Annotated in this window: 19 protein-coding genes; 7 read left to right on the forward strand and 12 right to left on the reverse strand. The window is 61.6% G+C overall.

The window, feature by feature from the left end; genetic code table 11:
- Window positions 1-68 precede the first annotated feature (68 nt).
- Window positions 69-1,178, forward strand: coding sequence for an aminotransferase class I/II-fold pyridoxal phosphate-dependent enzyme (locus AC559A_RS01005; RefSeq protein ID WP_498815656.1), 1,110 nt, complete (start codon window positions 69-71; stop codon window positions 1,176-1,178).
- Between the two features lie 48 nt (window positions 1,179-1,226).
- On the opposite strand, the gene AC559A_RS01010 is transcribed toward AC559A_RS01005, so the two are convergent.
- From AC559A_RS01010 to rfaD, 12 genes are all read right to left on the reverse strand, one after another.
- Window positions 1,227-2,738 (reverse strand): glycine betaine uptake BCCT transporter, encoded by a 1,512-nt coding sequence (locus tag AC559A_RS01010; RefSeq protein WP_498815658.1) that lies wholly within the window; start codon window positions 2,736-2,738, stop codon window positions 1,227-1,229.
- Between the two features lie 47 nt (window positions 2,739-2,785).
- Window positions 2,786-3,583, reverse strand: coding sequence for a universal stress protein (locus tag AC559A_RS01015; protein ID WP_498815660.1), 798 nt, complete (start codon window positions 3,581-3,583; stop codon window positions 2,786-2,788).
- Between the two features lie 272 nt (window positions 3,584-3,855).
- Window positions 3,856-4,800: an ADP-ribosylglycohydrolase family protein gene (locus AC559A_RS01020; RefSeq protein WP_498815662.1), complete on the reverse strand. Its 945-nt coding sequence runs from the start codon at window positions 4,798-4,800 to the stop codon at window positions 3,856-3,858.
- A 3-nt stretch (window positions 4,801-4,803) separates the two neighbouring features.
- On the reverse strand, window positions 4,804-5,085 hold the full coding sequence (locus AC559A_RS01025; RefSeq protein ID WP_028573024.1) for a CopG family antitoxin: 282 nt from the start codon (window positions 5,083-5,085) through the stop codon (window positions 4,804-4,806).
- Window positions 5,082-5,318, reverse strand: a complete 237-nt coding sequence (locus AC559A_RS01030; protein WP_245590072.1) for a BrnT family toxin — start codon at window positions 5,316-5,318, stop codon at window positions 5,082-5,084. Before AC559A_RS01030 ends, AC559A_RS01025 begins: the two co-directional genes overlap by 4 nt.
- Window positions 5,319-5,443: 125 nt before the next feature.
- Window positions 5,444-6,763 carry a CgeB family protein gene (locus AC559A_RS01035; RefSeq protein WP_498815664.1) on the reverse strand — a complete coding sequence of 440 codons (1,320 nt, stop codon included), beginning with the start codon at window positions 6,761-6,763 and terminating at the stop codon, window positions 5,444-5,446.
- Entirely contained in the window at window positions 6,760-8,007 is a 1,248-nt protein-coding gene (locus AC559A_RS01040; protein ID WP_498815666.1) for a glycosyltransferase family 9 protein, read from the reverse strand. Before AC559A_RS01040 ends, AC559A_RS01035 begins: the two co-directional genes overlap by 4 nt.
- Window positions 8,008-8,201: 194 nt before the next feature.
- Window positions 8,202-8,876 carry a ribulose-phosphate 3-epimerase gene (gene rpe, locus AC559A_RS01045; RefSeq protein ID WP_028573027.1) on the reverse strand — a complete coding sequence of 225 codons (675 nt, stop codon included), beginning with the start codon at window positions 8,874-8,876 and terminating at the stop codon, window positions 8,202-8,204.
- Window positions 8,877-8,886: 10 nt separating this feature from the next.
- Entirely contained in the window at window positions 8,887-9,891 is a 1,005-nt protein-coding gene (glpX, locus tag AC559A_RS01050) for a class II fructose-bisphosphatase (RefSeq protein WP_498815668.1), read from the reverse strand.
- A 185-nt stretch (window positions 9,892-10,076) separates the two neighbouring features.
- Window positions 10,077-11,033 carry a hypothetical protein gene (locus tag AC559A_RS01055; protein ID WP_498815670.1) on the reverse strand — a complete coding sequence of 319 codons (957 nt, stop codon included), beginning with the start codon at window positions 11,031-11,033 and terminating at the stop codon, window positions 10,077-10,079.
- Window positions 11,034-11,042: 9 nt separating this feature from the next.
- Window positions 11,043-12,812, reverse strand: coding sequence for an AMP-binding protein (locus tag AC559A_RS01060; protein ID WP_498815672.1), 1,770 nt, complete (start codon window positions 12,810-12,812; stop codon window positions 11,043-11,045).
- A gap of 64 nt (window positions 12,813-12,876) precedes the next feature.
- Window positions 12,877-13,851, reverse strand: coding sequence for an ADP-glyceromanno-heptose 6-epimerase (gene rfaD, locus AC559A_RS01065; protein ID WP_028573031.1), 975 nt, complete (start codon window positions 13,849-13,851; stop codon window positions 12,877-12,879).
- 168 nt (window positions 13,852-14,019) lie between these two features.
- Between rfaD and AC559A_RS01070 the strand changes: the two genes are divergently transcribed.
- The 6 genes from AC559A_RS01070 (at window position 14,020) to cobJ (ending at window position 18,981) form a co-directional block, all read left to right on the forward strand.
- On the forward strand, window positions 14,020-14,160 hold the full coding sequence (locus tag AC559A_RS01070) for a hypothetical protein (protein ID WP_156932982.1): 141 nt from the start codon (window positions 14,020-14,022) through the stop codon (window positions 14,158-14,160).
- Window positions 14,161-14,359: 199 nt separating this feature from the next.
- The gene (locus tag AC559A_RS01075) at window positions 14,360-14,776 is read left to right on the forward strand and encodes a Ros/MucR family transcriptional regulator (protein WP_028573032.1); all 417 of its coding nucleotides are present in this window, start codon (window positions 14,360-14,362) and stop codon (window positions 14,774-14,776) included.
- A 275-nt stretch (window positions 14,777-15,051) separates the two neighbouring features.
- On the forward strand, window positions 15,052-15,543 hold the full coding sequence (gene ahbB / locus AC559A_RS01080; protein WP_028573033.1) for a siroheme decarboxylase subunit beta: 492 nt from the start codon (window positions 15,052-15,054) through the stop codon (window positions 15,541-15,543).
- Between the two features lie 211 nt (window positions 15,544-15,754).
- A complete protein-coding gene (gene hemL / locus AC559A_RS01085) occupies window positions 15,755-17,023 on the forward strand; it encodes a glutamate-1-semialdehyde 2,1-aminomutase (protein WP_498815674.1) in 1,269 nt (422 codons plus the stop codon).
- On the forward strand, window positions 16,998-18,155 hold the full coding sequence (locus AC559A_RS01090; RefSeq protein ID WP_498815676.1) for a cobalt-precorrin 5A hydrolase: 1,158 nt from the start codon (window positions 16,998-17,000) through the stop codon (window positions 18,153-18,155). Before hemL ends, AC559A_RS01090 begins: the two co-directional genes overlap by 26 nt.
- Window positions 18,156-18,186: 31 nt before the next feature.
- Window positions 18,187-18,981, forward strand: coding sequence for a precorrin-3B C(17)-methyltransferase (gene cobJ, locus AC559A_RS01095; RefSeq protein ID WP_498815678.1), 795 nt, complete (start codon window positions 18,187-18,189; stop codon window positions 18,979-18,981).
- The last annotated feature ends 156 nt before the right edge of the window (window positions 18,982-19,137 follow it).

The raw sequence follows: 19,137 nt of genomic DNA on the forward strand, positions 1-19,137 counted from the left end.
CGCAGCCTGATTTATTCGGGGGCACAGGGGGAGACTCCTCATAAAACTTTGATGAGGATTGAAACGCTATGCACCTGAGACCTTTTCGATTGGAGCGGTATTTCGCCAAATATGAATTCACGGCTCCATTTCTGCTCTGTACCTCGGACAGCGAGAGCATGTCTCTGGGCGAACTGCTGGCCATGGAACCCGATGCCGAGCGGCGTTTCCAGGCGCTTTGGCTGGGCTACACGGAATCGCTTGGCGATCCTGAACTGCGGCGCGAAATCGCGGCGCTGTACGACACGGTATCCGCGGAGCATGTTCTTGTTCACGCCGGGGCTGAAGAGGCGATCTTCAACTTCATGCATGTCGCGCTGGAGCCGGGGGATCACGTCGTCGTGCATGCGCCGTATTATCAATCCCTGGGTGAGGTGGCCCTGAGTATTGGCGCGCATGTCGTCCCGTGGCGCGGCGATCCGGAGCGGGGCTGGGCCCTGGAGATCGACGACCTCGTGCCGCTGTTGACCCCGCGCACGAAATTGGTGGTGGTTAATTTCCCACACAATCCAACGGGCTTTCTGCCGTCCGCGGCATTTGTCGGGGAACTGGCCGCGTTGTCCAAACAGCATGGCTTCATCACCTTTGCCGATGAGGTCTACCGGGGCCTGGAGCTTGATCCTTCCCGTCGCTTGCCGGGCTTCGTGGACCTGGACGAACGGGCCGTCTCCCTGGGGGTGATGTCCAAGGCCTACGGCCTGGCCGGATTGCGCATCGGTTGGATTGCCACCCACGACAGGGAACTGTATCGGAAAATGGCCGCCTTCAAGGACTACACCACCATCTGCAACAGCGCTCCCAGCGAGTTTCTGGCCGCCTTGGCGCTACGCAACGCCGCTGGGATCATCCAGCGGAACCTGGAAATCGTCCGCTCCAACCTGGATACTCTGGACGCCTTTTTCGCCGAACATGCCCGCTGGTTCGACTGGCAACGACCTCCTGCCGGTACGGTGGCCTTTCCGCGACTGAAAGGCACCGATGTGGACAGGTTCTGCGCCGATCTCGTGGAGCGGGCCGGGGTGCTGTTGCTTCCGGGAACACTGTATGAGCCGGGGTTGAACCATTTCCGGGTCGGATACGGTCGACGCAACCTGCCTCAGGCCTTGAACCAACTGGCTTCCTATCTGGCGACATCCTGAAGCCGGGCTGAAACCGCGCTGGCCGGGCCTTTTTGGTACAGCGACATTTCACGTTGACGTCTCGACGTATTGCCGCAATCGGCTCTCTCGTGCTTCGGAGGCCAGGGCCTTCCAGATGTTGTAGCACATGAACAGCAGGACGAAGTTGAACGGCAGGGCTGCGGTGATGGCCATGCGTTGCAGGGCGGTCAGGCCTCCGGAAACGAGCAGGATGGCGGCAACGGAGGATTGGGTGATTCCCCAGGTGATTTTCTTGGCCAGGGTGGGGTTGGGCGATCCTTTGCTGGTCATGATGCCCAGGACAAAGGTGGCCGAGTCCGCCGACGTCACGAAAAAGACGATCAACAGTACCAGGGCGGCGTTGGACAGGATCAGCGCGCCGGGAAAATGGTCGAAGACCAGAAACAGGCCCGTGGACACGTCGTTTTGGACCGCCATGCCGATGTTCGTCCCTTGTTCCAGCTCCAGGAACAACGAGGCCCCTCCGAACACGCTGAACCAGACAAAGGTCAGCAAGGTCGGCACCAGCAGGGCTCCGCTGACGAACTCCCGGATGGTCCGGCCACGGGAAATCCTGGCCACGAAGATGCCCACGAAGGGCGACCAGGCGATCCACCAGGCCCAGTAGAACAGGGTCCAGTTCTTGTACCATTCCTGTCCCAGGAACGGATTCACCGCCAGGCTCATTTCCAGCACGTTGCCCACGTATCCGCCGATGGTGTCGGTAAACACATTGAGAATGTACGAGGTCGGTCCGGCGATCAGCATGAACAGAAGCAGGACAAAGGCCAGGAGGATATTGGTCTTGCTCAGGGTCTGAATGCCCTTGTCCAGGCCCACCGCGGCGGAAACCATGAACAGAAGCGTCGTAACCAGGATGATCAGCAGCGTGTAGCCGGTGGAGGAAGGCAGGCCGTAGAGGTGCTCCAGGCCGCTGTTGATCTGGATCGCGCCAAGCCCCAGGGAGGTGGCGATTCCGAAGATGGTGGCGAAAACGGCCATGATATCGATGAAATGGCCGATGGGACCGTAAATCCGGTTGCCGAGCATGGGGTAGAAGCAGGAACTGATCAGGGGCGGCATGCCGCGGCGGAAGGAAAAGTAGGCGATGCCCAGGCTCATCACGATGTAGATCGCCCAGGGATGCAGGCCCCAGTGAAAGAAACTGTAGCGCATGGCAAACGTCGCCGCTTGTCCGGTTTCCGGCTGGATGAATTCCGGTGGGTCCATGTAGTGGCTGAGGGGTTCGGCCACGCCCCAGAAAATTAGGCCGATGCCCATTCCAGCGGCGAACAGCATGCTGAACCAGCCGAAGTAGGTGTACTCGGGCTTTTCATGATCCCGCCCTAATTTGATCTCGCCGTATCTGCTCAAAGCCAGGACCAGGCAGAACACCAGGAAGAAAAAGCCGGAGAGCATGTACGCCCAGCCGAAATGGGCGATGATCGCTCCGTGGAGGGCGGCGGAGGTACGGTCCAGAAATGCCGGATCAATCACCCCGGCAAGAACGAACACGACGACAATGACCAACGAGGTCAGAAAGACCTTGTCTTGGAACATACGAGACTCCCATCTGTTGGGATAGTTGGCGGGCTTTGTCAATACAGTCAGGGAATCAGCAAAACGGAACTGGACACCCCGGATGTGACCCGAGAGCAGGTGGAACCGAGCAGTTTGGAAGGGAACGGTTCATTGAGTCGCCCTAGGACGACCAGATCGGCCTGGATCTGCTCGACGACATCGATGATGTGTTTGGCCGGCGAGCCGATCCGGGAGATCAGGGCGATTTCCTGGAAGTCGTCCGTGAATTTTGCGCGCAGCTCATTGAGCAACATTTCGACGTTTTCCCTGCGCAGCTGTTCCGTGTCCGGGTCGGAGGCCCGTTCGCCCACATGGAGAATGGTCAGCTTGGAAACGAAACGGCCCAGCATGCGCACATACAGCCAGACCCGGCTCGCCGCTTTGCGAAAGTCCGTGGCAAAGACAATATTGTGAACCTTCTCTGTACTGACCAGCACCGGGCGCTGTTTGTGAATGAAGACTGGAATATCGGAAAGGCGGATGACGTCTTCGGTCGTGCTCCCTAATAATGACGAAACCAGGACGTTTTTTCGACTAGCTGGCAGGTAGATCACGTCTGCGGCCAACTCCATGGCGGTCCGGGTGATCTGTGAGGCAACATGGCCTTGCGTGACCACGGATTTGGCCTGGATGCCCACCTGGTTCAGCTCGTCGGCAAGGTGCGCCAATCGCGACTGGACCATGTCCTTGTCGCCGAGCCCGGGGTTCATCACATGGACCAGAACAATCTCCCGGCCGCCGAATCGTTCGATGAATGATGCGCGGATCTTTACATCAGTGAGGGATTCGCTCAGGTCCACCGGCTGCACAATTATTTTCAGCATCGCACTCCTCTGGCGGATCGGATCACGTTTCTGGAAACGGGTATCCCAAAGTCAGCCGACCGCCCTCCGGATCAAAGGAAATATCAAGGCGTGTGGTACCTACTCAGCTCATTTTGTATCCGCCCTTGCTCCGGCAATCGGAGTCGGGGTCGCTATCGGAATCGGAATCGGAACAGCAAAAATTTTGAACGCTTCCCAGCGTTTTCGATCCCGATAGCGAAGGGCCGATCCCGACTCCGACCCCGACAACGGCGTTACTCTATGCTGAATAGTTACGGCGTGTGGAGCAACTGTTCGGCCAGTTCCAGGGCATCCACGGGCCAGTAGATTTCCGGACGGGGACGGCGCACTCCGGGTAGGCCCTCCTGGGGGCGGCAGGCGAGGACGGTTTTGGTCCATCTTTCCGGCACGGCGCTCAGGCCGTGGACCGCGCCCAGCAATGCCCCGCAAATGGCGGCGTTGGTGTCCGTGTCCCCGCCGCGCATGACCGTGTCCACGATCCCGTCTTCCAGACTTGGGGCGTTGAGCAGCTGCCAGACGGCGTTGCCGAAGGCGATGAGCACCCAGCCCTGGTGATGGAGATAATCTCTGGGCGGTTCGTTGATGCAGGCTTTGATCACACGGAACAGGAGCGGGTCGGCGTCCATGTCCTGGGCCCATACGAGCATGTCGACGACAAGTTCCTTGGGATTGGCTCCGGTGGCAACGGCACGGGCAATGGCCATGGTGAAGAGGGCGTTGACCTGGAGACAAATCGGGTGGGGGTGGGTCAGTTCAGCGTCTTGGACGGCCCACCGGGCCACCTGGTTCAACTCGAATCGCGAACCGAAGATGCCCAGGGGGCTGATGCGCATCAGGGCCCCGTTGGCCTGGCTGTCCTGCTTTGGTTCGCCGGTCAGCCCGGCGGTGATGGTCGCGCCGCGGGAGAAGGGGTCGGAGCGTAGCCAGTCGAGATAGGCCTGTTTCGTGGCCCCGGCGTCGTAGTCGCGGCGCGAAACGAGCATCCTGGCCAGGGCCAGGGCCATTTCTGAATCATCCGTGGGTTGGCCCGCGAGGGTGTCGTGCGCACCGCCGTCGGCCATGTCGCGCACCCCGTCGGGATACGCGCGCTGGATTTGCTCCGAGGACTGAAATTCCACCAGGCTTCCCAGCGCGTCGCCGGCCAGTTGCCCCAGCAGGCATCCCTGGGCTCGTTCGATGATATGTTTTGCCCGCATGTTTTACCCTACTTCCTTCAGTCTTCCGGAAACGAGCTTGTGCAATGCCCCTGAGATGTAGGTCTGGTAGGGAATGCCTTCACGCGCGGCTCGCATCCGTAAACGTTCCAGGTCGCGAGAAGATATTCGGATATTAATCCGTTTATCTTTCTGGAGGGTTCTGCGCGCTGAGGCTTCCAGTTCCTCTTTCTCTGCTTCCAGATTGGGAATTCTCTGGAATTCTCCACGTTCAAAATCTCGAAGAATCTGTTCTTCCTCCGCATCAAACTGCATCGTATCGGTCATGACAGATACTCCTTTGTTGCTTTGCGACTGGGGATGACGGTTTTCAGAAACCTGACGCCACTCTGTTTGATGTACGGAACCAGCCAGACATAACCGTCCATGTTCAAAATGATGATGTTCTGGCGAGGATAGCGATCCCGGTTAGGATGCCGGATGACGTCCAGTACCTGACCGTTCTCAATGCTGACCACGACATCCTCGAAGCTTATGCCTCGTGTTTGTTCGAGAAACACGTTTTTTTCCTCGCTCCAGTCAAATCTGCTCATGGATCGAGATTAAACCATGTGTGCCGTATGTCAACGGAATGCGTTTGAATTCAGCTCGGCCTTTGACGGTGAAAGGCAGGGGGCAGAGCGTCTTACCGCCTTCCCCCGCCATACTGCTTGCGCCATTCGTCCAGAAACAGCAGGGCGGTTTCCAGTTCGCTGAGGGTACCTTGGCGTTGACGGATGGTCCAGATCAGGTCTTCGAAGCGGACGGTGGGGCGCAGGTCCAGGTCGCGAAGCAGGGCGTCCACCTGGGCGCGCAGATCCGGGGAGAGGGCGGCCAGGGGGGAGGCGTCGGGGGTTGGTTCGGGAGCGCCGGAGTCTGTTTTGGTCCGTGCCGCGCCCAGGCCGAGGCGGTCCTGGAGGAATGCCAGCAGGGTCGCCATGCGGTGCTGGTAGGTGTGCTCGCGCAACACCCGTTCCCGGGCCAGGCGGCTCATGGCCAGGCGCTCTTCGGGGTGGGCCAGGTAGTGGTGGATGGCGTCGCGCAGATCGTCCATGTTCTCGAACACGGCCAGCTCCCGGTCCGTGAACAGTTCGGCCAGCAGGCCGCGGCGGTCCACCAGTTGGAACGCTTGGCAGGAGGCCAGTTCGAAGGTCCGGGGGTTGACGAAGTCGCCGCCGGGAACCAGGGGATCGGCCTTGACGCTGGAGTGCAGGTTCAGGTTGATCTTGGCGGCGTTGAAGATCTTGACCGCCTCCTCCGGGGTGATCCGTTCCCCGGGGCGTTGCAGCAGCGGAGTCAGGGGGCCGTGAGTGGGCCAGTCGTTGCCCCAGATCTTGAAGTCCAGGGACAGGAATTGGCGGAAGGCGACCAGGCGGTTGGGATACCCCGCTCCAAGGAAGGAGAGGTCCGATCCGTAGCGGCGCTGGTCCACGGCGGACAGCTCCCGGGTGATCTCCAGGGGGCGGTGAAAGTCCGGGTCCGCGGCCAGGGGCAGGTAGAGGGCGTTGCGCTGGTCCAGCTCTTCCAGCAGGCCGAAAAACGGCTCCTTCTGGATCACCGCGAAGGCGTCGTAGAGCCGGGCGAAGGCTTTCCAGTAGGGAAAGACCTGATAATCCTCCACGAACCACATGGCCGTGGGCACCTTGTCCCGGCGCAGGCGTTGCAGGGCCTGGCGGCTTAACGGAGCCTGGGCCAGGGCCAGGACCAGGTCCGGCTCGAAATGTTCCACCTTGGCCAGGACGGTCTGGGCCACGAGTTGGAGGAAGCCGTTTTCCAGGGCCACCAGCCGATCCGCGGCAATGCGCTGTTCCTTGAGGGCCCGGAATGCGCCGTGAAATTCCGGAGCCTCGAAGCACTCCACCGTATGGCCCAGGGCGCGCAGGGCCCGGACGCAGTAGCGGCCGATGGGCAGGGACCCGCCGTACAGGGGCAGGACCGTGAGAATTCGCAAGGGCGTGGTGGTCATGGCGTGTCGATCATCCAGTCGGGTTCATGGTACAGGGTCTCGGCCGCGGCCTGCTCCAGGCGGACCCGGCGCGGGCCGATCCGCAGCCGGTGGGAGCGCAGCAGTTCGCGTCGGGCCGATCGGGCTTCCTGATCCGGCAGCTCCCCGGCCACGGGATGGAACTCCAGACCGAAGTCGTCCAGTCCGGTGCGCAGCAGGCAGAGGGATTCCGGCGGAGCGGGATGGTTGGTCCGCTCCGGTCCAGCGGACGGGGCCGATCGGGCCAATCGGGCCAGGACGGCCTTGTCCGCGAAGGCCTGGGCGCAGGCCGCGGACCGGGGACAAGGCGCGGCTTCCAGGCAGGGAGCGCAGGGTTCCACGGATTGCCAAACCTGATGGCCTTCGCCATAGGGTCCGGTCTCGAAGGCCCAGGCCGAGGAAAGGAAAAAGGCCGTGACCGGGGTGCCCAGGTGCGCGGCCAGGTGCATGGTCCCGGTGTCCGGGGTGAGCAGCAGGTCCAGCCCTTGGACCACGTCGCGCAGACCGGTCCAGCCGGTGCGCCCGGTGAGGTCGTTCAACCTGGCCTGGATCGTGGCCGGGAGCAGGGGCCGCAACGCTCTGGCCGGTTCGCGCTCCGCAGTCGTTCCCAGCAGATGAATCCAGCCGTCGATCCGGGCCGCCGCGGCCTGGATTACCCTGGCCAGGATGGGAACCGGCAGGGTCCGCCGGGCATGGCGTCCGGCCAGGACCACGCCCAGCCCTCCGCCCTTGGGCGTTGCCGGAGGGTTGATCAGGGCCGGGGATTGGGAAGGGTCAAGAAAAAAACCCCAATAGTCCATCAGATTCAGGGGATTGGCCGTTCGGTGCGCACTGAGCCGGAAGACCGTTTCCGGCCACGCACCTCGCAGCGCCTGGCCCTGATGCCACCGATAGCCCACGACCTGCTCCGGCGCGAACAATCCGGCCAGGACATGGTTGAAGCCTGAATGGTTCAGGTTGTAGACCCGGACCACGTCCGCGGCCTTCCAGGCGGAGAAGATATCGGCGCAGGAGCGGATCAGGGTCGCGGGTTCCGAATGCGGGTCATGGACCGGCAGGCCGTGGACCATCACGTCCGGATAGATCATCTCGGCCAGTTCAACCAGCCCGGCGTCCACGGCCAAATGGACCTGGTTGCCGGGGTCGGCCAGCAGGCCGCGAATCAGCCGTTTGGTCTGGATGATATCCCCGAAGCGGGCCAATTGGATGATAAGATGCACGTTCATGGCGGTTGCCCGAATGATTCCCATTCAGCAAGGCGCAAACAGTCCGGGCATGCCCTGAGTCGAAATCGAGATCGGAATCGAAATCGTTCTTTCCGCCATTCTCGCGACATACCTGTTTTTATCGATTTCGATAGCGATTTCGATTTCGATCTTGAGCAAATTTGTCGTCTTCTGTTCGTCCATTTGCAAGGTCGCTATTCTCTCTTCACGGCCCGCATGAAGGTTTCCAGGCGGTCTGCATAGGGCGGGAAGCCGAAAAAAGCTGAGCCGGAGACGAAGACGTTGGCGCCCAAATCGGCCAGCTCGCGGATGTTTTCCGGGCTCACGCCGCCGTCCACCTGGATGAAGGTCTCAGCCCCGGCCTCCTGGATCATGGCCCGGAGACGCTGGATTTTTTGCCTGGTGAAGGGGATGAACTTCTGGCCGCCGAAGCCGGGATTCACGGTCATGATCAGGACCATGTCCAACTGAGGCAGCAGATATTCCACCATGTCCAGCGGGGTGTGCGGGTTCAGGGCCACTCCGGCCTTGGCGCCCAGGCGCGTGATTTCGGAAACGGTCCGCTCCAGGTGCACGCAGGCTTCGGCGTGGACGCAGAGCAGGTTCGCCCCGGCGTCCACGAACTCTGCCAAATAGCGGTCCGGCTGTTCGATCATCAGGTGGACGTCGAAGAACAGCCCGCAACTTTTGCGGCAGGCCTTGATCACCGGCGGGCCGAAGGTGATGTTGGGCACGAAGGCCCCGTCCATGACGTCCCAGTGCACCCACTGCAGCCCGGCCTGCTCCAGGGCGGCCAGCTCCTCGCCGATGCGGCTGAAGTCCGACGAGAGCAGGGACGGGGTGAGAATGATGGGGGGCGTGCTCGGCATTGGCGGTCTCCTAGTGCGAGTCGGTTTTGTTGTATTCGATGGAGCTGATGCGCATCAGTTTGGAGAAGGAATGCTGGGCCTCGATCCGGCGGAAGGTTCCGGTTCTGCCGCGCATGACCATGGAGTGGGTCACCGCGCCCTTGCCGGTGAATTCGACGCCCTTGAGAAACGTTCCCCCGGAAATGCCGGTGGCCGCGAAAAAGACGTCGTCGCTACGGACCAGATCGTCCACGGTCAGGACCCGGTTCACGTTGTATCCGTTCTCCTCCACGGCCCGGCGCTCGTCGTCGGACTGCGGGTCCAGCATGCACTGCATCTCCCCGCCCATGATCCGGATGGCCACTGCGGCCAGCACGCCTTCCGGGGTCCCGCCGGTACCGATCATCATGTCCACCTCGCCGCCCGGGGTCGTGGCCATCAGGGCCCCGGCCACGTCGCCGTCCGTGTGCAGCTGGATGCGGGCTCCGGCTTCGCGGATTTCCTTGATCAACTCCACGTGCCGGGGCTTGTCCAGGATAAAGACCGACAGGTCATCCACGGACTTGCCCAGGGCCTTGGCCACCCGGCGCAGGTTCTCGGCCACCGGGGCCTTGATGTCCACCTGGTATTTGGCCTCGTGGGGCACGGCCATCTTTTTCATGTAGAAGGCTGGCCCGGGGTCGTAGAGCGTTCCACGCGGGGCCAGGGCGACCACGGCGATGGCGTTGGGTCGGCCGTAGGCCAGCAGGCGCGTGCCTTCCACCGGGTCCACGGCCACGTCCACTTCCGGCCCGTTGCCCGTGCCGAGCTTCTCTCCGTTGTAGAGCATCGGGGCTTCATCCTTTTCGCCCTCGCCGATGACCACCACGCCGTCGATGTCGATGGCGCTGAAGCTCAGGCGCATGGCCTCCACCGCGGCATAATCGCCGCGCTCCTTGTCGCCTTTGCCCAGCCAGCGGGAAGAGGCCAGGGCCGCGGCCTCGGTCACCCTCGCCAGGTCCAGGGCCAAATTGCGTTGCGGGGTTTCTTGGGACATGAACGTCTCCTCCGTCATGCATTATTTGCTTGAGAAAATGTAGTTTTCGGCGTCGGAGTCGGGATCGGGGTCGATGATGTTTGTGCGCCAACAACCAGAATTCGATCCCGATTCCAATCCCGATTCCGATCCCGATTCCGATCCCGATAGCGACACCGAAAGAGAATTATTGAAACGAAATTGTATCACTCCAGTAAGTCCGCCGCCTGCTCCACGGTTTGCACGTCGCCCAGGTTGCGGCGCATGATCTGGTGGATCGGGGCGTAGGCATTCGCGGTTCTCCTGATGAGTTCGATCAGCTCCAGTTCGTCCCGGATGGCCTCCGGATCGAAGTGCTGTTCGACGATGCCCAGCATCCGCCGCGTTTCGAAATTGTGCGCTTGCCGGACCCGGTCCATTTCCTCGGCCTGGTCCAGGTAGCGCAGCAAGGTCTCGCGGCGCTTGGCCAGGGCCGTGGGAATATCATCTCCGGAATACTCCAGAAAGGCCAGGGCCCACCGGATCACGTCCAGAGGGCGGCGTAGCGGCGTTTTCGGCTTGGGTACGTTTGGGTCGGGCTTGGGACCTGGTTCTTGATCCGAACCGGGGAGGCAACCGTGCAGCAAGGTCAGGATAAAGGTCTCCTGGCTCGGGGTCCAGAGCAGTCGGGACTGTTTGCAGGCCAGGCTCAGGGCCGCCGCAAGTTCTCGATTCGTGGAAACGGGAGCGGTGAGAAGATCGCGAACCGATTCGGGCAGGCGTTTGCCCAGGCGCAGACGGCTTGCCAGCAGGCAGGCTTCGTCCTGGGCCAGGGTCAGCCACATTTCAGTTCGATCTGGAAGGCGTAAACGCAACCCGGCATGGGCTAGCAGAGCGGCCACGGTAGCCTGGTCCGGCATGACAGCGTTGTCGTCGTGTTGTTTTCGTTCCAGCAGCCAGCCTTCCACGGCCAAGCCCAAGGACTGGTCTGGAAACAGCACCAGGTCGCGCATGGACCAGGCTTCGGCGTCGTCCGGGTCGGTCAAGCGGGCGGCGAGTTCCTCCGCCTCAGCGCCTCCCAGAACCTGGGAAATGGTGGTCAGGGCCGCTCCGTCCAGGTCCATGCCCTTTTCCAGAAGGGAACGGATCAGGGCCGCGAGTTCGGTGTCCGGTCGTTCGTGCATGGCGGTTCGTCAGAACGGCGGCGAGGCGCTGGTGTAGAGATAGCGCTTGATTTTGTGGGTCGGGGTTTTTTCAAAGGCCTCGGTCTGCTCGATCATCTTGCTGACCCGGGCAAAGGAGGCCAGTCCGGCGTTGGTGCGGGTCCTGATGGTTTCCAGCAGGTCGGTGACGTACTTGCGGGCCTCGAATTCGTTCATCTTCCGCCAGGAAACCTCTTCGTCCAGCCGGTCATAGTCCAGGAAGACCCGGGCCGCGACCTTGCCGTTCAGGTCAAAGGCCAGGGATTCCAGGACGTAATCCTGTTCGTTCAGGACGTTCTCGATCTCCTCAGGGTAGATGTTCTCCCCGCTGGGGCCGAGAATCAGGTTCTTCAGGCGGCCGCGGATGAACAGATAGCCGTCCTTGTCCAGCGTGCCCAGGTCCCCGGTGCGCAGCCAGCCGTCCTCTGTGAAAACTTCGGCGGTCAACTCCGGCTCCTGGTAATACCCTTGCATGACATTGGGACCGCGGACCTGGATTTCTCCGACAACCTCGCCATCGGCCCGTCCTCGGGGCGGCGAATCGCTCTCCTGCTGCACGGCGATGCGGATCTCGACGCCGTTCAGAGCGCGACCCGAGGAACGCCGACGGACGCTCGCCGCGCCGGTCCCGGCCACCAGGGGCGATGCCTCGGTCAACCCGTAACCCATGGCATAGGGAAAACCGGCTTCGCGTAAAAAGGTCTCCGCTTCCACGGACAGGGGGGCTCCCCCGATACAGTAGCCGCGCAGGCTGCCGCCAAATGACTGGTACATCTTTTTCCCGGCGAGCTTGTGCAGCAGACCTCGGCTCAGGTTGAAGCGATACAGGGTCCGGCCCACGGCGCTGCCGGTGAGTTTGGGCTGAATGCGGCGCTTGAAGATCTTTTCAATCACCAGCGGGACGCTGAGCATGAACGTGGGGCGGATCTTGGCCATGGCGTCCATCAGCATTTGCGGCGAGGGGACCCCGCCGAGGTACCGGACCTGGGTCCCGTGCATCATGGGCAGCAGCAGACCCAGGGTGAACTCCATGGTGTGGGCCAGGGGCAGGATGGAGAGCATCCGGTCCCGCGGCCCCAGGTCCACCAACTCCCGGGTCATCCAGGCGTCGGAAACCACGTTGCGGTGGGTGAGCATCACCCCTTTGGCCCGCCCCGTGGTCCCGGAGGTGTAGACGATGGAGGCCAGGTCGTCCTCCTTGGGGGTCGCCGGAGTGCCGTGGCCGGTCACGTGCCGGGCCAGGGATTGCAGGCGTTCCCGGTCCTTGAGGCTGGAGCGGATCACGTCCTTGACCCGACCGGCCCAGGATTCCGGAGGCAAAATCCGGAAGTCGTCCAGGACGATCACGGTCAGGTGCTGCTGGTTCAGGTCTTCCAGTTTCGCCAGGCAGCGTTGCGAGGCCATCAGCACCTTGGCCCCGCTGTGTCGGAGAATGTGCAGGACCGAGGACGGGTGAAAGTCCGGGAGAATCGGGACCAGCACGGCTCCCAGGGAGCTGGCGGCGAAATAGACCATGGGCCATTCCGGCCGGTTTTCACTGAAAATGGCTACCCTGTCCCCATGGCCCACTCCAAGGTGGGTCAGGGTTTCGGCATGTTCCCTGATCTTGGTTCGGAATTCGGCATAGGTGATGGGGTCTCCCTCCACCAGGCCGAGGAGCGGGCGGTCGCCGAACAACGAGACTCCGCGGTCCAGGGTTTCGGGTACGGTGCGGGGAGGGGCTTGGGGAGTGAAGCCGTCGTTTGTTTGCGTCGTGGTCATGGCGGCCCTCGAAATAAGTTGAGATGATGAATTGAAATGGAGCGGCGGAGTCGGACCGCGGAGCTCAAGCCAGGTAGGGATCTTCGGCCATCAGGTAGGTGCGCACGTAGTCGGCCACTCCGTCTTCCAGGGAGCTGAAAGCGGCGGGACAGCCCAGGGAGCGCAGCCGCTCCATCCCGGCCTTGGTGTAGTATTGATATTTCTCCCGGATGGCCTCCGGCATGTCGATGTATTCGATGTCCACGGGCCGATCCATGGCCGCGAAGACCGCCCGGGCCAGCTCGTTCCAGGACTTGGCCTCTCCGCGTCCCAGGTTGAAGATTCCGTTCACGGCTCGGTTTTCCAGCAGCCACCAGACCACGTCGACGCAGTCCTTGATGTAGACGAAGTCCCGGCGCTGCTCGCCGTCGGCGTAATCCGGACGGTGAGATCTGAACAGGCGCAGCAGCCCGGACTCTCCGATCTGGTGAAAGGCCTTGCAGACCACGCTCATCATGTCGGCTTTGTGGTACTCGTTGGGTCCGAAAACATTGAAGAACTTCAGGCCGACCATCCGGTCGGCAACGCCCGTGCGCAGCGCCCAGAGATCAAAAAGCTGCTTGGAATAGCCGTACATGTTCAGAGGCTTCAGCCCTTCCATGGCCGCGGGATCGTCGTCGAAGCCCCGGGAACCGTCCCCGTAGGTCGCGGCGCTGCTGGCATAGATGAAGCGGATGTCGTGTCGCAGGCAAAACCGGGCCAGGATTTGCGTGTACCGGTAATTGTTCTCCATCAGGTACTCGGCGTCCGTCTCCGTGGTGGACGAGCAGGCGCCCATGTGCAGGATCGCCTTGACCTCCGGTCCGAGCTTGCCTTGTTCCAGGAGCTGGAGAAACGCGGCCTTGTGCAGATAGTCGGCGTACCGCAGGTTGACCAGGTTTTTCCATTTTTCGCCCCGGCCCAGATCGTCCACGATCAGCACGTCCGTGACGCCCTGTTGATTCAGTTTCCAAACCAGGGCGCTGCCGATGAATCCCGCGCCTCCCGTAACCACGTACATGCTCTCCTCCTCAGTGCGCTGTCATAAAAGTTTCCCGCGCTCCGGCCACGCGCTCTTGTCGGCTGTACCTCGGAGTCTTGTTCGCTGGCAAGCATCGCGGGGAGATCGCGAGGAGAAAATGCTTTCATCGCTTCCCGTCGAACTGCCCGCTGTTTTGGGAGTCATCCAATGTCCTTCGGAAGCGAAGCGAGATCCGGCACGATGATGGCGTATTCCCATATCATCCATGCCGTGGGATGTGTTCTCACTAAAAAAACAGCCCTGCTGGAGTTGATTGAAGTGACCATGTTCCGTGGAGTTCTCATTTGATTGAAATGAAGAAGCGGGTCGGAGAATTGGAGATGAAAAGCGTGGTTTATTGGAAAACACAATTGTCAGGAAGGTTGTCGAGATGTTTTTTATGGATGTCGTCAATGCAATATGAATCTCAATGCTTGACTTAAGCGGCCTTTTTGTTATGAGTGCATTTGTTCGTTCGTCATTCATATTTTTTGAAAGGAGATTCACAATGGATGAATTCATCAAGCAAGCGTTGGAGATCGTAAAGGCTCAGGCTGGAGTTCGGCCCATGACCGAAGAAGAAATGATGTCCATGGTCACCAAAATCGCGACCAGTCTGCGAGCTGTTGCGGAAGGCGGAGTCGTGGGAGACGCGGGAGCGGAAGCCGCCCCTGAATTGAATATTGATCCGAAAAAGGCGATCAAGGAAAAGTCCGTCACCTGTCTGGAGTGCGGCAAGACCTTCAAGGTTTTGACGAAAAAGCACCTTGCTTCTCATGGCCTGACCACCGAGGAATATCGTGCAAAATACGGCTATAAGAAGGGCACCCCGTTGATCGCGAAAGCTCTTTCCAAGGCTCGACGCAAGAAAATGCAGGAAATGCAGCTTTGGACCAAGAAAGGGGTCAAGCCCGGTAAGGACTAAAGCCATTCTTGCGGCGTCATTAGAATCGGCCGAAAAAAGCCCTCCTTGCCTGGAGGGCTTTTTTTATGGCGATTTCTGGTGTTCTGTTGGAAACGTTCCAGCCCGGCGGGAACCACTGCATGAGGAAGCTTTTCGGTGTTGCGATCAGAGCCGGAAACATCTAAAAGGGCGACAAAAACGTCCCGGTTTTTTTGGGGTGCCGGGAACATCCCGGTGGAACGCTTTCGTGCATGACCGGGCGAAATATCAGCCGACCGGCAATGGAGCGGAGTCCAATGAGCACGTCAACGAATTCTCACGAACACACCGAGGCCGAACAGGCGGCCTTGCGTCTTCTTCAGGCCGACATCCCGGACACGGAGCGGCCCTACCTGGAAATCGCCGAACGGACCGGCCTGACCGAGGAGGCGGTTTTGGATCTGCTGCGCCGTCTGAAAGACCGGGGCGTGGTGCGTCGCTTCGGAGCGACCCTGCGCCACCAGCAGGCCGGATACGGGGCCAACGCCATGGTCGCCTGGTTCGTGGAACAGGAGCGGGACCTGAACGAGGTCGGAGCGATCATGGCCAATCGTCCGGAAATCTCCCACTGCTATCAGCGAGTGAACTGCTACGCCTGGCCTTACAACCTCTACACCATGGTCCATGCCCGCAGCCGCGAGGACTGCCTGGACGTGGTGGAGCAGTTGGCCCGGATCGCCCAGGTGCCCCAGTACGACATTCTTTTCAGCCGCAAGGAATTGAAAAAGACGTCCATGGCTTATTTCTAGCCGCCGCTCGGGGTGTGTTCTGAGTCGAAATCGAAATCGGTATCGAAATCGAAAAAATGCAAGTTCGCCATTGAATGACGGCGATTTCGATTTCGATACCGATTTCGATTCTGATCCAAGGCCAAGCCAATCCGACGGCATTTTCATGAAACAATGTCATTGCCGTCTTTTCCATTTAAATACGAACCTATAGCGTATCGCGAGGAGAATCATGTCTGATTCGAAAACCTTGTTCGCCAAGGCCCAGGAGCTGATTCCGGGCGGGGTGAACAGTCCGGTGCGGGCCTGTCTGAGCGTTCAGAGCGACCCTCTGTTCATCGCCAAGGCCCAAGGCTCGAAGATGTGGACCGTGGAAGGCCGCGAACTCATCGACTACGTCATGTCCTGGGGCCCGATGCTTCTCGGGCATTCCCATCCCGCCGTGGTGGAGGCCGTGCACAAGGCCGTGGATCAGGGCGCCAGCTTCGGCGCGCCCTGCCCGGCGGAGGTGGAACTGGCCGAGCTGCTCACGGCTGCCTTGCCCGGAGTGGACATGGTCCGGATGGTCAATTCCGGAACCGAGGCGACCATGAGCGCCCTGCGTCTGGCTCGCGGCTTCACCGGGCGCAACAAGGTGGTCAAGTTCGTGGGGTGCTATCACGGCCACAGCGACGCCTTCCTGGCCAGCGCCGGCTCCGGGGTGGCCACCCTGTCCATCCCCGGCACGCCCGGCGTTCCCGAGGCCGTGGTCGCGGACACCCTGCTGGCCCCATATAATGACCTGGACGCCGTGGAAGCGCTGTTCCGGGAACACGGGGACGAAATCGCCGCGGTGATCGTCGAACCCGTGGCCGGGAACATGGGCATGGTTTTGCCCCAGCCCGGATTCTTACCCACCTTGCGCGTGCTGACCGACCGGCACGGGGCGCTGCTGATTTTCGACGAGGTGATCACCGGCTTTCGTTTGGCCTACGGCGGGGCTCAGAACGTCTTCGGCGTGATTCCGGACCTGACCTGCCTGGGCAAGATCATCGGTGGCGGGTTTCCGGTGGGCGCGTACGGCGGACGGCGGGAGATCATGTCCCGCATCGCGCCGTGCGGTGACGTGTACCAGGCCGGGACCCTGTCCGGAAACCCGGTGGCCATGGCCGCCGGGGTGGCGACCCTCAAGGAATTGGCCAAGGCCGACTACATGGACTTGACCATCCGAACCAAGGCCCTGGCCTCGGAACTGAAAAGCGTCCTGGAAGAGCGCGGCGTAACCGTGCAGCTCAACTGCATGGCCTCGATGTTCACCTTGTTCTTCGCTACGGACCCGGTCACGGATTTTGCCACGGCGTCCAAGTCCGACTCCGCGACCTATGCCTCCTTTTTCCGCCAGATGCGCGACGCCGGAGTGGCCCTGGCGCCCTCGGGCTTCGAGTGCGCCTTCACCTCCTTCGCGCATACCGACGAGGACTTTGAGCGGACCCTGGATGCCTGCCGAACCGTCCATTTCTAACGGTTCCCTTTTCGCGGATGCCCAGGGCGTTGTTGATTCGTCTTCCACCGCGGTCTGGGCCCTGACCTCTCGCGGTTGCGACCTGGCCCGGCGGATCGCCGTCGGGCTGGACGCGATTCTGTTCGTTCCCGAAAAATACGCCACCGATTCCGGCGAACGGACGTTCCACCGCTTTACATCGGCCTTTTCCGAACACTTCTTCCGCTTTCGCCGCCACGTCTGCGTCGCGGCCTCCGGCATCGTGGTCCGGTGCGTCGGCCCGCTGTTACGGAACAAGACATCGGACCCGGGAGTGGTGGTCCTGGATCAGGACGGACGCCACGCCGTCAGCCTGGTGGGCGGACACCTGGGCGGGGCTAACGACTTGGCCCGGGAAGTGGCCCGAATCTCCGGGGGCCAAGCCGTGATCACCACGGCCACGGACACGGCCGGGCTGCCGGCTTTGGATATCCTGGCCCGGGAACTGGGGCTTGTCGCGGACCGTCCGGAGCGCTTCGCCGCTCTCGCCGCGGCCTTGCTGGACGGGGAGATCGTCCAGGTGCTGGATACGGAAGACTGCCTTTGGACGCGATTATGTGAGATGGGCCACGGGGCGCTGTTCGAGCGGGTCCCGGACGTCGAGGCGTGGCGGGACGACCGGCCCGGGATCTGGGTGTCCTGGAAGCGCCCGCCCGCTCGACATTTTGGTGAATCGATCGGCGAACCGCTTGGTGAACCGGCGGTTCTCGGTCTGCACCCGCGCTGCCTGATGGCCGGGCTGGGCTGCCACCGGGGCGTGAGTGAGGCGTCGATTACCGCCTTTGTCCGCGAGGTGTTCGACAAAAACGAACTGGCCCTGCCCAGCCTGGCCGCGCTGGGCACGGTCCAGGCCAGATCCGTGGAACCGGGGCTGCGTTCGGCCGCCGCGGCCCTGGGCGCGGACGTGACGTTTTTTTTCCCGGAACAACTCCAAGCCGTCCGGACGCCGAATCCATCCGAGACCGCGGCCCGGCTGGTCGGCACCAGGAGCGTCTGCGAGGCCGCGGCCTTGCTCCTGGCTCGCGCCGACACGCTGCTGGTGGCCAAGACCAAGGGCGTTGCGTTGACATTGGCCGTGGCCCTGCGCCGCGCCCCGACCGGTTTATGCGATTGAGCGCAAACGAACAGACCAACCGAGCACGATCATGACTCATTTGCCCAATGCCAACCATTCACCCTCCGCGCCGGTTCTCTCCCCTGGTCGTCTTTCCGTTGTCGGTCTGGGGCCGGGGAGTCCGGAGCTGCTGACGCCCCAGGCTCGGGACATTCTGGAGCGGTCTCAAGCCATCCTGGGCTACGGCGTGTATATTGATCTGATCCCCAGGGAACTCCTGGCCGGAAAACAGGTTCTGGCCTCGGGCATGCGCCGGGAGGTGGAGCGCTGTAACCAGGCCGTGGATATGGCGATGGAAGGGGTGGATACGGCTCTGGTCAGCAGCGGAGACGCCGGGATCTACGGCATGGCCGGGCCGTGCCTGGAAATCCTGGAGCAGCGCGGGGCATTGGATCATGTGGATTTCGAGATCGTCCCCGGCATTCCGGCCCTGGCCGCTGCCGCGGCTCTGCTGGGCGCGCCCCTGATGCACGATTTCGCGGTGATCAGCTTAAGCGACCTGCTCACCCCCTGGGAGCGCATTTTACGACGCATCGATCACGCCAGTCAGGCCGATTTCGTGTTGGTTCTGTACAATCCCCGCTCCAGGGGCCGGGACTGGCAACTGGCCAAGGCTCTGGAGGTCGCGGCTGAACATCTGGTCCCCGAAACCCCTGTTGGCTTGGTCCGCAACGCCTTCCGTCCGGGTCAGGAGGTTTCGGTGTGGACCCTGGCCACGCTCCCCGTGGACCGGGTGGACATGTTGAGCATCCTCTTCATCGGCAACAGCCAGACCCGCGCCCTGGGCGCGAGGCTGCTCACGCCCAGAGGGTATCCTCTGGACTGAACATCGCGGGAGCCGACCGAAGACAAAAAAACGTAACTACTCAGTACATTTTGTGTCCGATCTTGCACCGGCAATTGGTGTCGGGGTCGGCGCTACGCTATCGGAGTCGGAATCGAAACAGGAAGAATTTAGAACGCATCCCGGCGTTTTCGATCC

Origin of the sequence: Desulfonatronum zhilinae (genome assembly GCF_900182865.1) — a bacterium.
Classification (GTDB): domain Bacteria; phylum Desulfobacterota; class Desulfovibrionia; order Desulfovibrionales; family Desulfonatronaceae; genus Desulfonatronum; species Desulfonatronum lacustre.